General features: G+C 42.1%; 16 protein-coding genes. 5 read left to right on the top strand and 11 right to left on the bottom strand.

Annotated features, from left to right (window positions below):
• Positions 1–103: 103 nt before the first annotated feature.
• Entirely contained in the window at positions 104–1,030 is a 927-nt protein-coding gene (miaA, locus tag FY557_RS01860; RefSeq protein ID WP_149245588.1) for a tRNA (adenosine(37)-N6)-dimethylallyltransferase MiaA, read from the top strand.
• Between the two features lie 169 nt (positions 1,031–1,199).
• Here miaA and FY557_RS01855 read toward each other — a convergent pair whose 3' ends face one another.
• The 4 genes from FY557_RS01855 to FY557_RS01840 form a co-directional block, all read right to left on the bottom strand.
• On the bottom strand, positions 1,200–2,612 hold the full coding sequence (locus FY557_RS01855) for an efflux transporter outer membrane subunit (protein WP_149245587.1): 1,413 nt from the start codon (positions 2,610–2,612) through the stop codon (positions 1,200–1,202).
• Between the two features lie 229 nt (positions 2,613–2,841).
• Positions 2,842–6,024: an efflux RND transporter permease subunit gene (locus FY557_RS01850; protein WP_149245586.1), complete on the bottom strand. Its 3,183-nt coding sequence runs from the start codon at positions 6,022–6,024 to the stop codon at positions 2,842–2,844.
• Between the two features lie 109 nt (positions 6,025–6,133).
• Positions 6,134–7,294, bottom strand: a complete 1,161-nt coding sequence (locus tag FY557_RS01845; RefSeq protein WP_149245585.1) for an efflux RND transporter periplasmic adaptor subunit — start codon at positions 7,292–7,294, stop codon at positions 6,134–6,136.
• A gap of 317 nt (positions 7,295–7,611) precedes the next feature.
• Positions 7,612–8,208: a TetR/AcrR family transcriptional regulator gene (locus tag FY557_RS01840; RefSeq protein WP_149245584.1), complete on the bottom strand. Its 597-nt coding sequence runs from the start codon at positions 8,206–8,208 to the stop codon at positions 7,612–7,614.
• Positions 8,209–8,518: 310 nt separating this feature from the next.
• Here FY557_RS01840 and FY557_RS01835 point away from each other — a divergent pair, with 310 nt between their 5' ends.
• Entirely contained in the window at positions 8,519–9,073 is a 555-nt protein-coding gene (locus FY557_RS01835) for a thioredoxin family protein (RefSeq protein WP_149245583.1), read from the top strand.
• A gap of 775 nt (positions 9,074–9,848) precedes the next feature.
• Here the strand turns inward: FY557_RS01835 and FY557_RS01830 are convergent.
• Entirely contained in the window at positions 9,849–10,487 is a 639-nt protein-coding gene (locus tag FY557_RS01830; protein WP_149245582.1) for an MBL fold metallo-hydrolase, read from the bottom strand.
• A gap of 126 nt (positions 10,488–10,613) precedes the next feature.
• Between FY557_RS01830 and FY557_RS01825 the strand changes: the two genes are divergently transcribed.
• A complete protein-coding gene (locus tag FY557_RS01825; protein ID WP_149245581.1) occupies positions 10,614–11,825 on the top strand; it encodes a type IX secretion system plug protein domain-containing protein in 1,212 nt (403 codons plus the stop codon).
• Between the two features lie 132 nt (positions 11,826–11,957).
• Here FY557_RS01825 and FY557_RS01820 read toward each other — a convergent pair whose 3' ends face one another.
• The 4 genes from FY557_RS01820 to FY557_RS01805 all read right to left on the bottom strand — a co-directional run bounded on the left by FY557_RS01820 (position 11,958) and on the right by FY557_RS01805 (position 14,592).
• Positions 11,958–12,209 (bottom strand): hypothetical protein, encoded by a 252-nt coding sequence (locus FY557_RS01820; protein ID WP_149245580.1) that lies wholly within the window; start codon positions 12,207–12,209, stop codon positions 11,958–11,960.
• Between the two features lies 1 nt (position 12,210).
• Positions 12,211–12,441 carry a hypothetical protein gene (locus FY557_RS01815; protein ID WP_149245579.1) on the bottom strand — a complete coding sequence of 77 codons (231 nt, stop codon included), beginning with the start codon at positions 12,439–12,441 and terminating at the stop codon, positions 12,211–12,213.
• Between the two features lie 177 nt (positions 12,442–12,618).
• Positions 12,619–13,641 carry a ferrochelatase gene (gene hemH, locus FY557_RS01810; protein ID WP_149245578.1) on the bottom strand — a complete coding sequence of 341 codons (1,023 nt, stop codon included), beginning with the start codon at positions 13,639–13,641 and terminating at the stop codon, positions 12,619–12,621.
• Between the two features lie 72 nt (positions 13,642–13,713).
• Positions 13,714–14,592 (bottom strand): NifU family protein, encoded by an 879-nt coding sequence (locus FY557_RS01805; RefSeq protein WP_149245577.1) that lies wholly within the window; start codon positions 14,590–14,592, stop codon positions 13,714–13,716.
• 161 nt (positions 14,593–14,753) lie between these two features.
• Here FY557_RS01805 and FY557_RS01800 point away from each other — a divergent pair, with 161 nt between their 5' ends.
• Positions 14,754–15,293: a gamma carbonic anhydrase family protein gene (locus tag FY557_RS01800; protein WP_149245576.1), complete on the top strand. Its 540-nt coding sequence runs from the start codon at positions 14,754–14,756 to the stop codon at positions 15,291–15,293.
• 156 nt (positions 15,294–15,449) lie between these two features.
• Here the strand turns inward: FY557_RS01800 and FY557_RS01795 are convergent, their stop codons facing one another.
• Positions 15,450–15,893, bottom strand: coding sequence for a hypothetical protein (locus FY557_RS01795; protein WP_149245575.1), 444 nt, complete (start codon positions 15,891–15,893; stop codon positions 15,450–15,452).
• Between the two features lie 81 nt (positions 15,894–15,974).
• Here FY557_RS01795 and FY557_RS01790 point away from each other — a divergent pair, with 81 nt between their 5' ends.
• Positions 15,975–18,101, top strand: coding sequence for a helix-turn-helix domain-containing protein (locus FY557_RS01790; RefSeq protein WP_149245574.1), 2,127 nt, complete (start codon positions 15,975–15,977; stop codon positions 18,099–18,101).
• A gap of 62 nt (positions 18,102–18,163) precedes the next feature.
• Here the strand turns inward: FY557_RS01790 and FY557_RS01785 are convergent, their stop codons facing one another.
• Complete coding sequence (locus FY557_RS01785; protein WP_149245573.1) at positions 18,164–18,910, bottom strand: hypothetical protein; 747 nt, start codon at positions 18,908–18,910, stop codon at positions 18,164–18,166.
• Positions 18,911–18,921: the final 11 nt, after the last annotated feature.

Genomic DNA, 18,921 nt, shown 5'->3' with positions numbered 1-18,921 from the left:
GTTCAAGGATTATTTTGTAAACTTTTAAATATCTGAAAAATAAAGAAATCTTTCGTTTCTTTTGCGGAAATTGGAATAAACAGCATTTTCGTAAATTTGCCCTGTGAAAAAGAAAAATTTAATTTCTGTTGTAGGGCCTACCGGAATCGGGAAAACAAGACTGGCCATTGATCTGGCCAAACATTTCAGTACCGAAATTGTTTCCTGCGATTCAAGACAGTTTTTCAGGGAAATGAAAATCGGAACGGCTTCCCCCTCATCTGGAGAACTGGCAGAAGCTCCGCATCATTTTATCGGCAGCCTTTCCGTGGAGGACTATTATTCCATCGGGCAGTATGAAGAAGATGCCCTGAAAAAGCTCAACGGACTTTTCGAAAATTATGAAACGGTGATTCTTGTAGGTGGAAGCATGATGTATGAAAAAGCAGTGATCGAAGGATTAAACGACCTGCCGGAAGCTGATGAAGACAACCAGAAAAAATTACAGGCTATTTTTGAAAATCAAGGCATCGCAAAGCTTCAGGAACTATTGAAGGAACTCGACCCGGAATATTTTGCCGTTGTTGATTTTCATAACCACCGAAGGCTGCTGCGTGCCATTGATGTCATCTGGCAGACTGGTAAAAAGTATTCCGAGCAGATTGCCGTTTCACAGGATTCCCGGGATTTTAAAACCATCCGCATCGGGATCGAAGCACCGAGGGAAGAACTGTACGGCCGGATCAACAGAAGGGTAGACCTGATGATGGAAAACGGATTGCTGGAGGAAGCCAGAAGCCTTGAACCGTTCAAACATCTGACCGCTTTAAATACTGTAGGTTACTCCGAATTATTCAAATATTTTGAAGGAGAATGGGATCTGGATTTTGCCGTTTCCGAGATCAAGAAAAACAGCCGCCGGTACGCCAAGCGCCAGCTGACCTGGTACCGGAAAGCGGATGATATTCATTATCTGCCGTTGGGGTATTCGCAGGAGGATTTCAATAGTTTGATTGAATATATTAATGAGCAGATTGATTTGAACCATTAAGATATAGGTCAAGACATGAAAAAATATTAAGTTGAGCTTTGCTTTAAGCATAATGATTAAAATTTATCAGATTTTTCTTAATGAAACTTAACTACTTAATAAATCTTAATTGTTAAACAAAAAATGCAGCCCCGAAAGGCCGCATTTAAAACAAATATAATTTAATTTACTACTTCCAGCCGCCGCCCAAAGCGCGGTATAAGTCTACAATACTGCTTAGCCTTTGTCTTTTGACGGACGCCAGATTCAGCTCAGCCTGTAAGGAATTTCCCTGGGCTGTTATGACTTCTAAGTAATTCGCCATTCCGCCTTTGTACAGCATTTCGGCGCTTTTAATTCCGTTTTTTAACGTGTTTACCTGCTCGGATGCTTTTTGTTCCTGGACTTTTAGGCTTTCATTGGAAACCAGGGCATCAGAAACTTCACCGACGGCATTCAAAACAGCCTGCCGGAAAGCCAGTACGTTTTTCTCCCGCTGGATTTTAGCAACATTCAGATCCGTTTTCAATTGTCTTTTCTGAAAAACAGGCTGGGTCAGACCGCCTAAAACGGAACCGAACAGCGAGGCCGGAATCTGGAACCAGTTGTCGATTTTAAATGAATTGACTCCGCCATTAGCTGTAATCCGCAAGGCAGGATACATATTGGCCTGAGCAATGCCCACCAATGCATTCGATTCCAGCAAGACCAGTTCCTGTTGGCGGACATCCGGACGCCGGCTCACCATCGCTGCAGGAAGCCCTGCCGAAATATCCTGAGGCAAAGAGGTTTCTGACATTTCAATTGTCCTGCTGATCTTACCCGGATTTTCGCCCACCAGAATACTTAAAGCATTCTCCTGGATAGCCATATTCTGCTCGAGTTGGGTAATCAGAAGTTCGGTGGATTGCTTTTGGGCAGTGGCCTGCTGTACGCCTAAAGAAGTCGTATCGCCGCTCTGCCACATCTTTTCTGTAATGGAAAGGGTATTGGTACTTAGTTCCAGGTTTGATTGCGCAATCTGCAACTGTCTGTCCAGCATCAACAGATTGTAATAACCCTGTGCGATGGCAGCCACTACCTGGGTCTGAATGGCTTTTGTGGCTTCATAGGTCTGCAGGTACTGCATTCTCGAAACTTCCTGTTGGTTTTTTATTTTCCCCCAGATATCTGCTTCCCAGGATAAATTGAATGCGGCGTTATAATCTTCCACATGGCTCTGGCCTAAAAATAAATTTAAGCTCTGCCCGTTCATGCTGTTTTTCGACGGCTTTGAAATCTGTGCGGAAACACCGAATCCGATATCCGGGTATTGCAGGTATTTTGCCTGCTTCAGTCTTTCCTGTGAGGCAGCCACCTGTTTCAGGGCAATCTGAAGGTCGTAGTTGTTTTTGATCCCTTTTTCAATTAAACCCTGTAAAATAGGATCGCTGAAAAACTGTTTCCATTCCAGGTCAGCTACGCTGGCGGTATCGGCAGTGGCAGTATAGGTGAATTTTTCAGGCAGCTCAGGTTTCGGTTCCTGGTAAGCCAGTTTCGACACACAGGAAACCGAACCTAAGGCTACTGCAAAAGTGATGATGATATTTTTTATTCTTTTCATAGTTTTAAAATTTTATTGATAACAAAACTTTGAAGGATCCTTTTGTGAGAAATCTGTTTTGCCATTAATCTGAACCGTTGAGAAGATGAATGATTAAGTTTTAGTTAAGAAAAATAAGACAGATTTTGTGAAGTATGGCGCTGAAAGCGCAGTCTGACTTACTATTCTTAATTTCCAAATTAAAATCTTAAATGGTTAAAATCATATGGGTCAAAGTTCTATTTTTTAATTAATGTGCCGAAGCTAAAAGTTCCGTTTCCAGTTTTTGCCTCTGGAGTCTTTTCTTTTTCCGGCTCGGCATTTTTTCATGCAGATACTGGAAGATCACAAACATTACCGGGATAATGAAGATTCCGAATACAACCCCCGTCAGCATGCCTCCCACGGTACTGAAACCGATGGAATGATTTCCTTTTGCGGAAGCACCCTGGGTGAAGACAAGCGGCAGCATCCCGACAATAAAGGCAAAAGAGGTCATTAAGATAGGGCGCAGACGCAATCTAGATGCCTGAAGTGCAGATTCCAGCAGGGTTCTTCCTGCATTCCTTCGCTGTACAGCAAATTCCACAATCAGGATCGCATTCTTAGCAAGCAATCCGACCAGCATGATGAGGCCGACCTGAACGTAGATGTTGTTATCGATTCCGGCCAGCCCTGTAAAAGCAAACACTCCAAAAATCCCTGTCGGAATCGTCAGGATCACCGCAAACGGAAGAATGTAGCTTTCATACTGTGCTGCCAGCAAAAAGTACACAAAGAGGATGCTCAGCATAAAGATGAAGGCGGTCTGTCCGCTGGTTTTAATTTCTTCACGCGTAATTCCGGTCCATTCGTAGCCATAGCCTCTCGGCAGCGACTTCTGTGCAACTTCTTCCACCGCTTTGATGGCGTCTCCGGTGCTGTAACCCGGCTTCGGTGTTCCGTTAATGGTAACGGCATTGAACAGGTTGTTTCTGGTCACCGTTTCAGGTCCGAAAGCTCTTTTTAAGGTCACTAATGTTTTAACAGGAACCATTTCGCCCGATTTGTTTTTCACATAAATACCTTCCAGCGAATTGGCATCGGTACGGTAAGGGATATCAGCCTGCGCCATTACCCGGTAATATTTTCCGAACCGGTTGAAATCCGAAACGAAGCTGCTTCCGTAATAGATCTGCATCGTCTGCATCAGTTCGGTAATGGAGATGCCTAACTGATTGGCTTTATCGTTATCCACCTCAATCGTGAACTGGGGATTTCCGGCGGCATAGGTAGTGAAGGCGAACGCAATTTCGGGACGTTTCATCAGTTCCCCGATGAAAGCCTGCGTTGTCGTTCCCAGCTGTTCCAGAGAACCGTTGGTTTTATCCTGAAGCATAAATTCAAAACCGGAAACATTCCCGAATCCCTGAACGGTAGGGAAATTGAAGAAGAAGGCACTGGCATCTTTCACCTGGGATACTTTACCCGTCAGTCCCGCTGCGATCTCATCCGGATCGGTAACGGCACCGCGCTGATCGTGGTCTTTCAGCTTGATAAACCCGGCAGAATACGGAGAGGCATTGGCATTGCTGATGAAGTTCAAACCGTCGGAAACCCAAAGGTGGTTTTTTGCTTTTTCACCATTGATGATCTTATCGATCTGCTCGGTGGCCCGTTGGGTCCTGTCCAGTGAGCTTCCCGGAGGCGTGTTCACGGCATATAGAATGAAACCCTGGTCCTCGGTAGGAATAAATCCTGACGGTGCTTTTTTAATTAAGAAAATACTGGCGGCAACCAGAAGGGCCAGGCCTCCGACGGCTACCCATTTATTTTTAATTAAAAACTTCAGGCTGTAAATGTATTTTTTAGTCAGGTTATTAAAGCTTGTATTAAAAGCATTAAAGAACCTTGCCCCGAATCCGGTCTTTTTACCATGCTCGCCATGTTCTCCCTGCGGGTCATTTAAAAGCAGCGCACATAAAGCCGGACTCAACGTCAGAGCATTGACTGCTGAAATCAGGATGGCAATTGCCAGCGTAAAAGCAAACTGTCTGTAAAATACCCCTGCCGGACCCTGCATAAAGCCTACCGGAATGAATACGGCACACATGACTAAAGTAATGGAAATAATGGCTCCGGAAATTTCACTCATTGAATTCATTGTAGCCTGTTCCACCGGCATTCCCGTATGTTCCATTTTGGAGTGGACGGCTTCTACCACCACGATTGCATCATCCACCACAATACCGATGGCAAGAACCAGGGCAAACAGCGTAAGCATATTGATGCTGAATCCGAATAGATTCAGGAAAAAGAAAGTACCGATGATGGCCACCGGAACCGCAATCGCCGGAATCAAAGTCGACCTGAAATCCTGAAGGAAAATATACACCACGATAAATACCAGGATAAAGGCAATCACAAGCGTCTCCACTACCTGATGGATGGAAGCATCCAGGAAGTCCTTGGAATTGTACATCACGATCGGTTCAACACCTTGGGGAAGGGTAGTTTTTAACTGATCAATCTGTTTCTCAATTTCCGTTAAGATCTCGTTGGCATTGGAACCGGCAGTCTGCATAATGGCAAATCCGGCTACTGGTTTTCCATCTACCCGGTTAGCGGCAGTATAGGTATACGATCCGAATTCTACCCGCGCCACATCCTTCAGTCTCAGGAAAGAACCGTCGCTGTTGGCTTTGATGGCAATGTTTTCGTAATCTTCATTCTTGTTCAGTTTTCCTTTGTATTTAAGGATATATTCATAAGTTTCCTTGCTTCCCTGTCCGAGACGTCCCGGTGCCGCTTCCAGGTTATGGTCTTTTACCGCATTCAGGACTTCCTGTGGAGAGAGATTGTTGGCTGCCAGCCGGTCCGGTTTCAGCCACAGCCGCATGGAATAATCCCGGGTTCCGAAAACCTGTGCCTGAGCTACACCCGGAATACGCTGGATCTGAGGAATGATGTTTATTTTTAAATAATTCTGAAGGAAAAGCTCATCATATTCCTTAGGATTATTACTCGTTAATCCCATAAACATGATCATGCTGTTCTGGACTTTCTGGGTAGATATTCCGGCCTGCACCACTTCCTGGGGAAGCTGGCTCATCGCTTTGGACACCCGGTTCTGGACATTCACGGCTGCATTGTCCGGATCGGAACCCTGCTTGAAGAACACACTTAAGGTCATTGTACCGTCGTTGCTGGAGTTGGAGGTCATATACGTCATGTTTTCCACACCGTTTACGGCTTCCTCAATCGGGGTAGCTACCGAACGGGCAACCACTTCCGCATTCGCCCCTGGGTAAAAAGCGGTTACTTGGACGCTTGGCGGTGCAATATCCGGAAAGAGGGCAATCGGTAAATTAAAGAGCGACAGGGCACCCAATAATAAAAGAATAATGGAAATGACCGTTGAAAGTACCGGCCTTTCTATAAATTGTTTTAACATAAGAAGTTTATTTTTTAATGTGGTTTAAATCCTGTTCCTGCCACCAAAGGCACAAAGCTTTAAAGCAAGTGATGGATTGGAAACTTTTATGACAGGGATATTTAAACGGTTATAAAGGTCTTGCTCTCAGAAGACTGTCGGATGAAATGGCTTTCGGTTTTATGGAAACCCCGTCTTTCAGGACGCCCAATCCGGTGAATACGATTTTATCTCCGGCAGCAAGCCCTTCGGAAATAAAGTAATAGCTGTCGGTCTTCCCTGAAATTTTCACAGGCTTTCCGGTGACTTTATTCCCTTTTCCAAGTACATAAACATAGGTCTTATCTTGAATCTCATAGGTAGATTCCTGTGGAATAACCAGCGTTTTACCGAATAGCTGAGGCATACGGACCCTCCCGGTATTTCCGGTTCTTAAAATTCCCCCGGTATTCGGGAATACGGCCCGGACACTGATGGCTCCGGTGGTTTTGTCGAATTGTCCGTCAACGATACTCATCTTTCCTTTTTCAGGATAAATGCTGTTGTCGGCGATTACCAGTTCCACCATCGGCATATTTTTCAGCTTTTCATTTAAAGTAGCTCCGGGATATTTCTTCTGAAAAGCAATAAAATCCAGTTCGCTTAAAGAAAAATAAGCGTAGATCTCACTGGTGTCTGATAATAAAGTCAATGGGCTAGGGTCGGTTCTTGAAATCAGGCTTCCTTTCTTATAGGGAATCCTTCCGATATAACCGCTTACCGGAGCGGTAATGGTGGTGAATCCGACATTGATCCTTGCGCTTCCCACCGATGCCCTTGCCTGTGATGCAGCCGCTACAGCAGCTGTGTAATTGGCTTTTGCCGTTCTCAGTTGTACGTCTGAAACTACTTTTGCAGCAACCAGCGGCTCCAGCCGGTCAACTTCCACTTTGGCTTTCTGGATATTTGCATTCGCAGCCTGCAGATTTGCGCTTGCCATATTCATCTGTTCGCCATAGCTTCGGGAATCGATTTTAAAGAGAGGTTGTCCGGCTCTTACATAAGCACCTTCTTCCACGTAGATTTTATCCAGGTAGCCGTCAACCTGCGAACGGATTTCCACATTGTTTTTTCCTTCGAGTGCCGTCGGGAATTCCTGATAAACCGTGGCAGGGGAGGTGATTACGGAGTAGACAGGCAATTCCGGCGCAGGTAAGGCAGCGTTGGAACTTTCTGCCGCCTGGGTACAGTTCTGAAGAAGGATAAGGCTGGAGATGAGCACGATCATCCTCGTTTTTCCAAATATTTTCATGTTGAGTTTAAATTTTAATGTTGTGTTAGATTTAATGCAATTGTTTTTAATTTGACTTATGTTATATTTCCTAACAGTGTTAATATATAAGTTAAAAAATATACAGAATAAATGCTGATTCAGATAACTGGTTTCATGATGAAAAATTTTTAATAAGTTTAATTATGATAGAGATGAATTATAATGTGTTATATTTTCTAACAGTGTTAATTATAAAGATAAAAAAATTAAATTTTGCTTTCTTAAATAATCAAAGCTCTTGTTAATCACTGGGCGTTAATATTCCTAACGGTGTTAATTTTTAATTTAAAAAAAATTTACAAAGATTTAATAAAAGCCGAAACCGTTTCGTCTAAAGTGGTTTTGTTCATTGTAGAAGGAATATCATCGTTACGCATCATCATAATGGAAATCAGTCCGTGTACTGCTGAAAAAAGCGCATGGGAAGAGTGACAGGCATTATCCGGGTTTGATCCTTTCTTCTTAATGATTTCCAGTGTCCCTTCATATAGCATATCCTGAAATGAAGAAAACTCCTGTTTCATCATTCCTTTTCCGCTGCACTGCATCCCCAGCCCGAACATCAGCTGATAATATTCTTTGTTTTTGAAAGCAAACTGCCAGTAAGCATCTACAATCGCCTTCAGTTTGTCTTCAGGTGTGTCGTGAGCCTGCTGGGCCTTCAAAAGTTCGATGTGCAGGCAGTGAAACCCATTCAACGAAATCTCATAAAGGATGGCTTCCTTGTTTTCAAAATGATCATAGACTACCGGCGCGCTGTATTCAATGGCATCGGCAATCTTCCTCATGGAAAGTGAAGCCCACCCTTCGGTTTTAGCCAGGGAAAATGCCGCGTCCAGAATACTGGTACGGATATTTTCTTTCTCTCTCTGGCGGCGTTCATGTAAACCCATGATTTTTTATTTGTCTAACAGTGTTAGCAAAACTACAAACTTTTGAATATAAGTTCCAAATAAAATTTAAAGTTTAACTTTTTAAATAGAGTGGACGCTGGAAGAATGGATGCTGGAAATTTTGACCGTATCCAATTTGTTTAGTTGATTATTGAATAAGGCTAACTGCAGGTTGATAAGTCAGAATTTTAAATAGATTTCATCAGATAGTTAATACCTGATCATAATAATAAGGAGAAACTTCCCGCATCCATCTTCCTTAACCATATAATCAAAGAAATTTTTATCTTTGTGCTTAAATAAAAAAGTTATGAATACGCCTTCAAATATGATTGAACTGGGAACCAAGGCTCCTTTTTTCGAGCTGCCGAACCCGTCTAAAAGCAATGAAATTCAGTCATTGGATGATCTGAAAGGAGAAAAAGGAACTTTGGTGATCTTTATGTGCAACCATTGCCCGTTTGTTCTGCATGTGATCGATAAGCTGAACGAACTGTATGAAGATTATAATGAAAGAGGGATTGAGTTTATTGCGATCAACGCCAATGATGTAGAAAAGTATCCTGCCGATGCTCCGGAAAAAATGATCGAATTCCAGATTGAAAGAAATTTCGATTTTCCTTATCTGTACGATGAAAGCCAGGCGATCGCCAAAGCTTATGACGCGGCCTGTACGCCGGATTTCTTCTTCTTCGATGAGAAACTGGACCTGATCTACCGAGGGCAGATGGATGATTCGAGACCCGGAAACCACAAGGAAGTAACCGGTGAGGACCTGATCATCGCTTTTGAAAATCTTTTATTGGGTGAGCCGCAGGAAGAAATCCAGAAACCGAGCATGGGCTGCAATATCAAATGGAAATAATTCTAATCTTCTAATTAAAATATAGAAAGCTGTTCTTCGGAGCAGCTTTTTTTATTAACAATTACCGAATGTTGAAAACTTATCCACAAACTTATCCACACTGTATTGTGGGTAAGTATTGATAGAATATCAGGTTGGTAAATTGATTTAATTAATTGATAATCAGATATTAATAATTTATAAGTAATTGTTGTATATTAGATTTTTTATATTACTTCTTCAGACTTATCCACAATAGTTTATAAAAGAATTATCAGAAACTCACCTTCGGTTTTATTCCTTTTCAGGGCTCAGATCGGCATTTACCTTATTGTTCAAAAGAGTTTTCATAAACTCGGAATAACTATTTTTAACATGACCGGGCTAAGAGAAGGCGACCCGAGTTCTCCTCTGTTAACCCGAGCAGATATCCGCATGGCAAGACCGGTTATGGGAGCTGCCGTGAGGGCTTCTATTACCTCGGATTTCTAAGACAAATTTTATATCATTGAAAGACCGCCAGAAAAATCCGGCGGTCTTGTTTATAACATGAATGCAATGGTATTTAATTAATTTCAATTGTTTAATAAAATAATAAGCGCTAAGGCTAAAGATTTCAAACAAAAATCATCGCTAATAGGTAATACGATTCGGAAATTAGGGCGGTTGATTATAATATTGATCGGAAAAACTTCCGACCTCCAGCTTCCCCCATCCAATCGATTAATACAGCTGGTTATCGAATAGGCTATGTCCTGTTGATGAAAGCAGATGTTTCATCCTGCCGAATTCCCTCTTACTTTAAAAACGGATTATGTTCCTTTTCAAAGCCGATGGTTGTAGGATTTCCATGTCCGGAAAAAACCTTCGTGTCATCATCAAGAATAAGCAGTTTGGTTTTAATACCGTCGATCAGCTGTTCGTAGTTTCCTTTGTAAAGATCGGTTCTGCCGATGCTGCCTTCAAACAGAACATCGCCCGAGATCATGAATTTCTGGTTTTTGTTATGATATACTATGCTTCCCGGAGAATGTCCCGGAACGTGATAGATTTTAAATATCTCCCCGTTAAAATCCAGTTCGTCCCCTTCAGCTACATAACTGATTTCAACATCAATATGCTCAAGCTGCAGCCCGAACCTCATCCCGCTTACCTGAAACATATCCAGGACTTCTTTATCTTCCTCATGCATGGTTACAGGAACCTGATACGTGTCAAACGCCCACTGCAGACCCAGAACATGATCAATATGGGCGTGGGTCAGAAGGATTTTCTCGATGGTTAATTCTTTTTCCCGGATGAAATTTTCAAGGGCTTTTGTTTCTTCTTCATTTCGGTTTCCCGGATCGAAGAGCCACGCTTTCTTATTTTCGTTATAAAGGACATAGGTATTTTCGCTCGCAAAATTGAATACGAAACCTTGGATCTGAAGCATACGCTGAATATTTTATTAGAAACAAAGGTAAGTACAAATGTCCAGATTGAAAATTTTAATGAACTTTTAATGAATAAAAACGGCTTCTTTTCACGGTTTAAATGATTTTTCTTTATCTTCGTCATAATGAAAACATTGCGAATCCTTTTACTTTCGGTAAGCGGCCTGGTCTTTGGGCAGAACATCCAGAGTATTCAGCTTTTTAATCCTCAGACGAATGATGAAACGCCTGTCATTAATTTCGGGCAGCAGCTGGTTTTGAGTTTTGACGACCTTACTAATGCAAGTGAAATCTACCGCTATACCATTAAGCATTACAACCGCAACTGGGAAGACGATAATCTGTTTTTTACGGAAATTGCCAACGGAAGCATGAACGGACTGCTGGATAAATTCCAGTATTCCTTTAATACGCTGCAGGCTTATACCCATTATACGCTGACGTTCCCGAATGACAAGATCCAGCCGAAGATCTCCGGGAATTTTGAGCTGATTGTCTATAAGGATTCTGCAGAGAAACCCCTGTTTACAAAAAGGTTTTACCTGGTGGAAAGCGGAGCTACTCTGGCCGTAGGGGTTTCCCGGTTTGCTGATGCACGGAATCCCGAAGCGCAGCAACGGGTGGAAGTAAAGGCCGTCCCGGCAGGCGGGGATTTATCATCCAATGTGAATTCCATGACGCTGAACGTTATGCAGAACAACAATCCCAATATAACGGTAAGAAATTTAAGGCCGAGCGCTACTTTGGGAAATCAGCTGCTTTTCCAGCAGATGTCGCTGGTTTTCCCGGGAAATAACGAATTCTACTATTTCGACAATAAAAACATGAACATGGCTGCGGATATGGTCCGTGCAGCCGAGCAGATCGACGGAGTAAACCAGACCTACCTTCATCCGGTTTGGGCTTTCCCTCTGAATTACCAGTATCAGCCGGATGTAAACGGAGCCTGGTATTACCGGAGAAACGATCTGGGCCGCGAAAGGGATGCTGCCCGGGAAGCCGATTATTCATGGGTGCATTTCTCACTGGATTCCGAGCCGGTGGATAAAGAAATTTATGTGCTGGGAGGATTTAATAATTTTTTGCCGGCCAGAGAAAACCAGATGCAGTATGATGAGGCCACTAAAAAATATGTTGCCAGGATTTATCTGAAACAGGGGTTTTACAACTATATTTTAGCAACTAAAAACCCGGACGGAACTTTGAACTTCGGTGAAGTCAACGGGAATTTCTGGCAAACGGAGAACCTTTATCAGGCCTTTTTATATTATGCGCCATTCGGCAGGAATTATGACGGGCTGATGGGCTACGGGGAATTCAGGACGCCGGTCAGGTAATACTAATCTTATAATCCAAACTCATACAAACCTCATAGGTTTTAAAATCTATGAAGCTTATTTTAATATCATACACTAAAAACCTCACAGGAATTTTCCTGTGAGGTTCAATATAATAATAGTCAGAACCGATTAGGTTTTAAAAACAGCAGTGATCAGCAGGTTTTCTTCATCCTCGAAAATGTAGTGGATGTTTACCGGAAAATCCTGCATAGGCATTACTGAAATTTCGCTGCCTTTTGCCTGATGATTTTTCAGAATTCCGTCAATGGATTCTTTCAGGCTTTCCGGGAAATCATTTCCCTTTTTTTCTTTCTCCGCATTAAAAACCCGCATTAAAAGCCTGATATCGTTCTTGGCAATGGAAGAGAGCAGTACCTTCATGCTAAGCACAATATTTTTTAAGCTCTGTTATGTTCTCATAGAAATCCAGCTTGGTGGCAGGATTTTCATTGTGAAACTGAATCCGGTATAAAATTTCATCCAGATGAAACGGAGAGATTGCGATAGGTGTTTTTGATTCAAATTTTTCCATCATTTGTGCAAAAGCTTCCAGCATTTCAGGATTGAAATTTTCAATTTTACTTTTCAGGATTTCGACAGTTGCATTCATCATTTCTGATTTTAAGGTTGATGATCTTGTTTGATGGGGTAAAAATAATGAAAATATTTAAATTTTATAAAATTATTTTAAAACAGAAGGGGTTTGTTTGAAAAAAAACGATTTTTCAGCTAAAGAGTGTTGATTGAAGTGGGGGTAGAATAAAAAAGCCTCCGTTTCCGGAGGCTGCTCTTATACTAAATAAAATTCACTAAGCTTTTCTTCACACAGCGTTTTCACCACTCCGATCCATCGGTCCTCATCATTCAGACAAGGAATGTAATGGAAGGTTTCTCCTCCGGCATGGGTAAACTGATGTTTTCCTTCCACGGAAATCTCTTCCAGTGTTTCCAGGCAGTCCGATACGAAAGCCGGACAGACGATGGCTAAATTCTTCACTCCTTTTCCCGGAATGGTTTCCAGGGTCTCGTCGGTGTACGGTTCTATCCATTTGTCTTTTCCTAACCTCGACTGAAATGATACAATGGTTTTTTCTTTAGGAATACCGAGCTTTTCAATCACTTTATTGGTTGTGGTAAAACACTGGTGACGGTAACAGAACTTATGGCTCGGATTACTTTCTCTTGAACAGCAGTCGTTAAGATTACAGGTTTTTGTAGGATCGGTTTTATAGATATGCCTTTCCGGAACTCCATGATAAGAAAACTGTAAGGCGTCGAAATTTTCGGGAAGCTTTTCTTTAATGCTTTCTGCAAGGCAATTGATATAAATATCCCTGTCGTAGAAAGGCTGAATGTAAATGATCTTTACTTTCGGAAATTTCTCTTTTCTTACTTCCTCCGCTTTTTCAATAACGGTTTCTGTCGTACTCATTGCGTACTGCGGATACAGCGGAAAAAGGACAATTTCCGAAACACCCTGATCCACCAGTTTCTGAATTCCTGCTTCAATGCTCGGCTGGGCGTATCTCATCCCGATTTCCACCGGAACATCCACCACCTTCTGCAGCTTCTTTTGGATTTTCTGGGTGATAACGATCAAAGGCGAACCTTCATCCGTCCACACTGTTTTATAGGCTTCGGCTGATTTTTTTGGTCTCGTTTTCAGAATAATTCCCTGTACCAGCAGCGCACGGAAGAACCAGCGGTAATCGATTACCCGCTCATCCATCAGGAATTCATCCAGATATTCCTTTACATCCTCTACTGCCGTTGACCTTGGTGATCCCAGGTTTACTAATAAAATTCCTTTCATAACATATAAGTAGTAAGCAACCGGATAGTAAGTAATTATGAATAATTACTTACTATCCGGTTGCCTGTGTTTTTATCCGTTTACGGCTTCCACTCTTTCCACAAGATCCGGCACGAATTGTTTTAAGATGTTTTCAATTCCGTTTTTCAGCGTAGCTGTAGAACTTGGGCATCCTGAGCACGCACCCTGTAACAGCATCCTTGCAGTTTTGCTTTCCTGATCATATTCCATTAAGGAAATTTTTCCACCGTCGTTTTCTACCGCAGGAGCTACGTATTCATTTAAGATATCTGAAATTTTCTGCTCATCATCGGTATAATCCCTGTTGATGATCTTCTCCACCGGATTTTCATGCTTCTGGGCTTCGACATTGGAAATTTCGCCACCGTTCTGCAGATATTCTGCGATCAGTGCGCGAACAGCCATCATTACTTCATGCCATTCCACAGAATTGTCTCTGGTTACGGCCACGAAATTATCAGAGATAAAAACTTCTTTGGCAAAATCAAATTCCTTAAAGATAGCCTGCGCCAAAGGTACGCCATCCGCCCCTTCCCTTGATTTTACCTCTACAAAACCTTCAAGCAGTAATTTATTGGAAACGAACTTCATCACATTCGGGTTGGGCGTCATTTCCGCATAGATCTGATACAGCTCTTTTTTCTTCTGAAGATAGATTCTCGGGTTGGCCAGCAATTCGTCTTCAATAACGTTTTTCAGGCTTTCTGCTACATGTTCCCATTCTACCGTATCCTGTTTGGCCACAGCCACAAAATTGGCGGTAATAAATATCTTTTCAACAAAAGGGTAATTAAAAAGTTCCTGTGCCAGGGGAATTTCTGCAATATCTGAATTTCTGTCGAGCTCCAGAGATCCCGGGATCAGGTTATAATCCGCCACAAATTTCATCACTTTCGGGTTTTCGGTAGGCTCTATAAGTATAGTACGCATTTTTTCTTTAAATTTGAGATACAAAAATACGCAATTAGAAATTAGAAGACAGGCATCGTAAGTTAGATTTTTGCTATCGGCATCATTTAAAGGTCGAAAACTAAGGCAAGCCCTGCAAACCGATTTCAAATTAATAAATTATCAAAATATCAAATAAAAATATGGCTCTGATCAAAGAACTTTTAGGAAAATCGCCACAGATAGGGGATAATACATTTTTAGCAGAAACGGCGACCATTATCGGCGACGTGACCATGGGAAGAGACTGCAGCATCTGGTACAATGCGGTCATCCGCGGCGATGTTCACTACATCAAAATGGGAAACAAAGTGAATGTTCAGGATAACGCCATGCTGCACTGTACCTATCAGAAGCACCCGCTGAATATCGGGAATAATGTTTCCATCGGCCATAATGCGATTGTTCACGGGTGTACCATCAAGGACAATGTTCTGATCGGGATGGGTTCCATTGTCATGGACGACTGCCTGGTGGAGGAAAATTCAATTGTCGGTGCCGGTTCTGTAGTAACCCAGGGAACCCATATCAAATCAGGGGAAGTGTGGGGCGGTGTCCCGGCGCGGAAAATAAAAGATATCAATTCCCAGCTTCTTGAAGGAGAGGTAAACCGGATTGCAGACAATTATGTAAAATATTCTTCCTGGTATAAGGAAAACGTTAAGGTGAATGGTGAACAATAGTGAATGGTGAATTTTGCTTCACAAGTGAATTTTACTTAAGATTAATATTCACCATTACTCAATGGAATTGACTATTCACAAAAAAGCATTGCTATTCGAGCAATGCTTTTTTTCCTTAGTGAAAAATCCTGTAGGAATTTTATATAAATTAATGTGTTACGGGTTGATCAGTTCTGCTTTTCCGTTACTGCATCTGATTCCGTTAGGTTCAGTTACCATCATGCAGTCAGACATAACGCCGTACTTTTGGTTAAATGCTTTTACTTTAGCCGTGTAGTCGCTAATCCTTTCCAGAATAGCCGTTTCGATCTTTTTCGGATAGGCAATATACATTTGGGGACCGCCGCATGCCTTCGCTCCCATTGGTGCAAAAGCCCATTCGCCGGCGTTGGTACATTTTTCTTTGGTTACTTCAGATTCGATGGAAGCCCTCAGTTGGTCCAGCTGGGCCTGCTCATATTTCTGGCTGCTTTCATCAACAGGTCTTTCCGATATATCTTTCGGCAGGTTGGCATCCACCTCTTTCGTAGAGCCGCAGGAAGCCAACAATAAAGTAAAACCCAACAGGACAGCGGAAACGTGCGGAATCGTTTTTAACATAATAAATTAATCTGTTTCAAAATTCTCAAAACTTATGCCAAGGTAAGGTTTTTAAGATTCATTTCCGTAATTTTGACGACGATGAACAATCATTTTTTTGAATTAATAGAACATACCAACCGAAGCGTATTTTTAACGGGAAAAGCAGGAACGGGAAAGACGACTTTCCTTAATGATTTTGTAAAACGCACCAGAAAAAAACACATTGTCGTTGCTCCCACCGGGATTGCAGCGATCAATGCAGGCGGCGTTACCATTCATTCGATGTTCGGGCTTCCCTTAAGGACCTTTTTGCCGACCACGGAGCGGATCGACACCAGTATGGCCAACAATATTGCTGACCTGATGCCGCATTTTAAATACCGGAAAGATAAACTGAAGCTTCTCCGCGAAGTGGAGATCATCATTATTGATGAGGTTTCGATGCTGAGGGCCGATGTATTGGATATGATGGATTTCTCCCTGAGGTTTATCCGAAGAAACAACCAGCGTTTCGGAGGCGTACAGATGCTGTTTATCGGGGATCTTTATCAGCTTCCGCCGGTGGTTCGGGATGAGCATATCTTAAAAATGTATTATCATTCCCCATTCTTTTTCGACAGCCACGCAATCAAGGAAATTCCGTTGATCACCATTGAGCTTACCAAAGTCTACCGGCAGTCCGATGAGGATTTCCTGGCGATCTTAAATGCCATCCGTGACGGCGACGTAGCCAATATCGATTTTGAAAAGCTGAATGAAAGATACGATCCGGGTTTCAGTTCGGAAGATGAGCCTTATGTTTACCTGTGTTCGCACAATAAAATGGCGGATGACATCAACCAGGAAAAACTGGAAGAAATCAAAGTAACGGCCAAGACCTATGAAGCCAAGCTGTTCGGGGAATTCAGGGAAAACCAGTTTCCGAACGAGCAGTTCCTAGATCTGAAGATCGGCGCCCAGATCATGTTCATCCGGAACGATATTTCCGGGGAAAAAAGGTATTTCAACGGCAAGCTGGGGGAAATTTCCGCATTGGATGAAAACGAAATTAAAGTGATCCTCGACGGAAGCGAACGGGAAATTACCGTAAAACGGGAGGTCTGGGAACAGAAAAAATATTTCCTGGATACCGATAAGAATATTAAGGAAGAAGTCCTGGGAAGTTTCGAGCAGTTTCCGATCAAGCTGGCCTGGGCGGTAACCATCCATAAAAGCCAGGGGCTTACGTTTGACCGGGTTATTATTGATGCCGGAAAAAGTTTTACGGCCGGTCAGGTGTACGTGGCATTGTCACGTTGCCGGACCCTGGAAGGAATTGTCTTAAAATCCAGAATCACGCCGGAAGTTATTTTCAAAGATAACCGGATCCTGTCATTCCATAGCGATACAGTGGCCAATGATAAAGTGGAAGCCATCCTCAATAACGAAAAATACGATTACAGCATCAAAAAAGTCCTTCGTACGTTGGATTGCTTATGGTTTTTAAATGAAGTGGAGGAGTGGAACAGGCTGTCGGTGGCTACCAAAAGCATCGACCATGTAAAAACCAACCAGCTGTATCTTCAGCTGAAGCATGAAATTGTAAACCTTGGAAAAATTTACGAAAAACTCCAACGGGTCATTTCGCAGAAGGTCAATAATTTTATTGAACAGAAAGAGGAATGGTCGGAGATTGAAAGCAAAACCAAAGGAGCGGTTAATTTCTTCTTTACCGGGATCCGGGATAAAGTCTTTAATCCGCTGAAGGATTTTTACGCGGAGATCAAAGGAACCAAAGGGCTGAAGCAGTATAATGAAGAATTCCGGATATGGCTGGAAGATATTGAAGAGTACCTGAACAGCCTGAAAGATATTCATTTGCTGGAAACCAGATTGCTGGATGAAAAGAACAACCAGGAAGTAAGCATGAAGATTGCCAAAGTTCCGTCCCAGGTTCTCACATTCCAGTTGTTTGAGCAGGGAAAAACCATCGCCGAGATTGCTTTGGAAAGAGGCCTGGTTAAAGAAACGGTGATCGGGCACCTGGCGAAATTTGCCGAACAGGGGGTGCTGGATATTTCCAGAGTGATTACCTCTGATAAGATCGAAGCTTTTGAAGAGCTTTTCTATAAAGATGCAAAGGAAACCTTAACGGAATGGAAAAATGCGCTCCCAAACCACTTTGAATTCAACGAAATCAGGATCTTGATTAATCATTTTACGTATTTGAAGGAAAAGGATCAATAAAGCATCTCTGCTTCTTTATTGACTCATTGAATTTTAAATGATTATTTCCGGATTCGTAAAGGTTAATAATCCAGGATTACCACCCTGTTCTGCTGGGTGATTTTTTGATGCATCATAATGGATGTTGAAAAAAAGGTTGAGGCATAATAAATTGTCTGTGCATCCTGTCCGCTGTTATCGTTTATGAAACTTTTTTTAAGATGCAGGAACTCTTCTTGGACAATATTTTGAAATTTTTCATTTTCTGAAAATTTCAGGCGGATCTTTTCATATATTTTTCTTTCGGGTTCCGTAAAATCATTCACGGTATATGCATTACTGTCAATTCTGCTGTCTAATATCTTTCGGGTAAGCAGGATCATATAAGCATTAAACCCTGAAAAATCTTCTGCAGAGATATTGACTCCGCAATCTGACCCACCGAGGTCTTCAACCGGATAATGATGGGTATAATTTCCATACTGGAACATGTAGCCCGTACATACGGTGGTCGTAGGAAGCTCGTACAGCAGCATTATTCCGTAATCATCAATATTCTTTTCCGGAACAGGAGTGGGGTAAATAATTTCGTTATTGAGAAAGAACATAAGTTGCAGGAAATTGTCAGGCCTGATGAAATTGATATTTTCAGAAATGACATGGGCAAGCTGATCTGCTGAAGTACCAAGGACTGATCCGTACTCTCTTTCTCTTTTATTTAAAAACTGAATAAAGGATCGGTTAGTTAAAACCTGATCACTGATGAAAGGAAGTAAATTTTGCTTTGCTTTTTCCTTGTTAAAAGTATAAATTTCAGTATTTCGTCCCACTAATTTCGATA

It is taken from the genome of Chryseobacterium sp. SN22, from assembly GCF_008329705.1.
In the GTDB taxonomy this organism is placed as follows: domain Bacteria; phylum Bacteroidota; class Bacteroidia; order Flavobacteriales; family Weeksellaceae; genus Chryseobacterium.
Note: the sequence above shows the minus strand (reverse complement) of the source record. Positions and strands in the feature narration are given on the sequence as shown.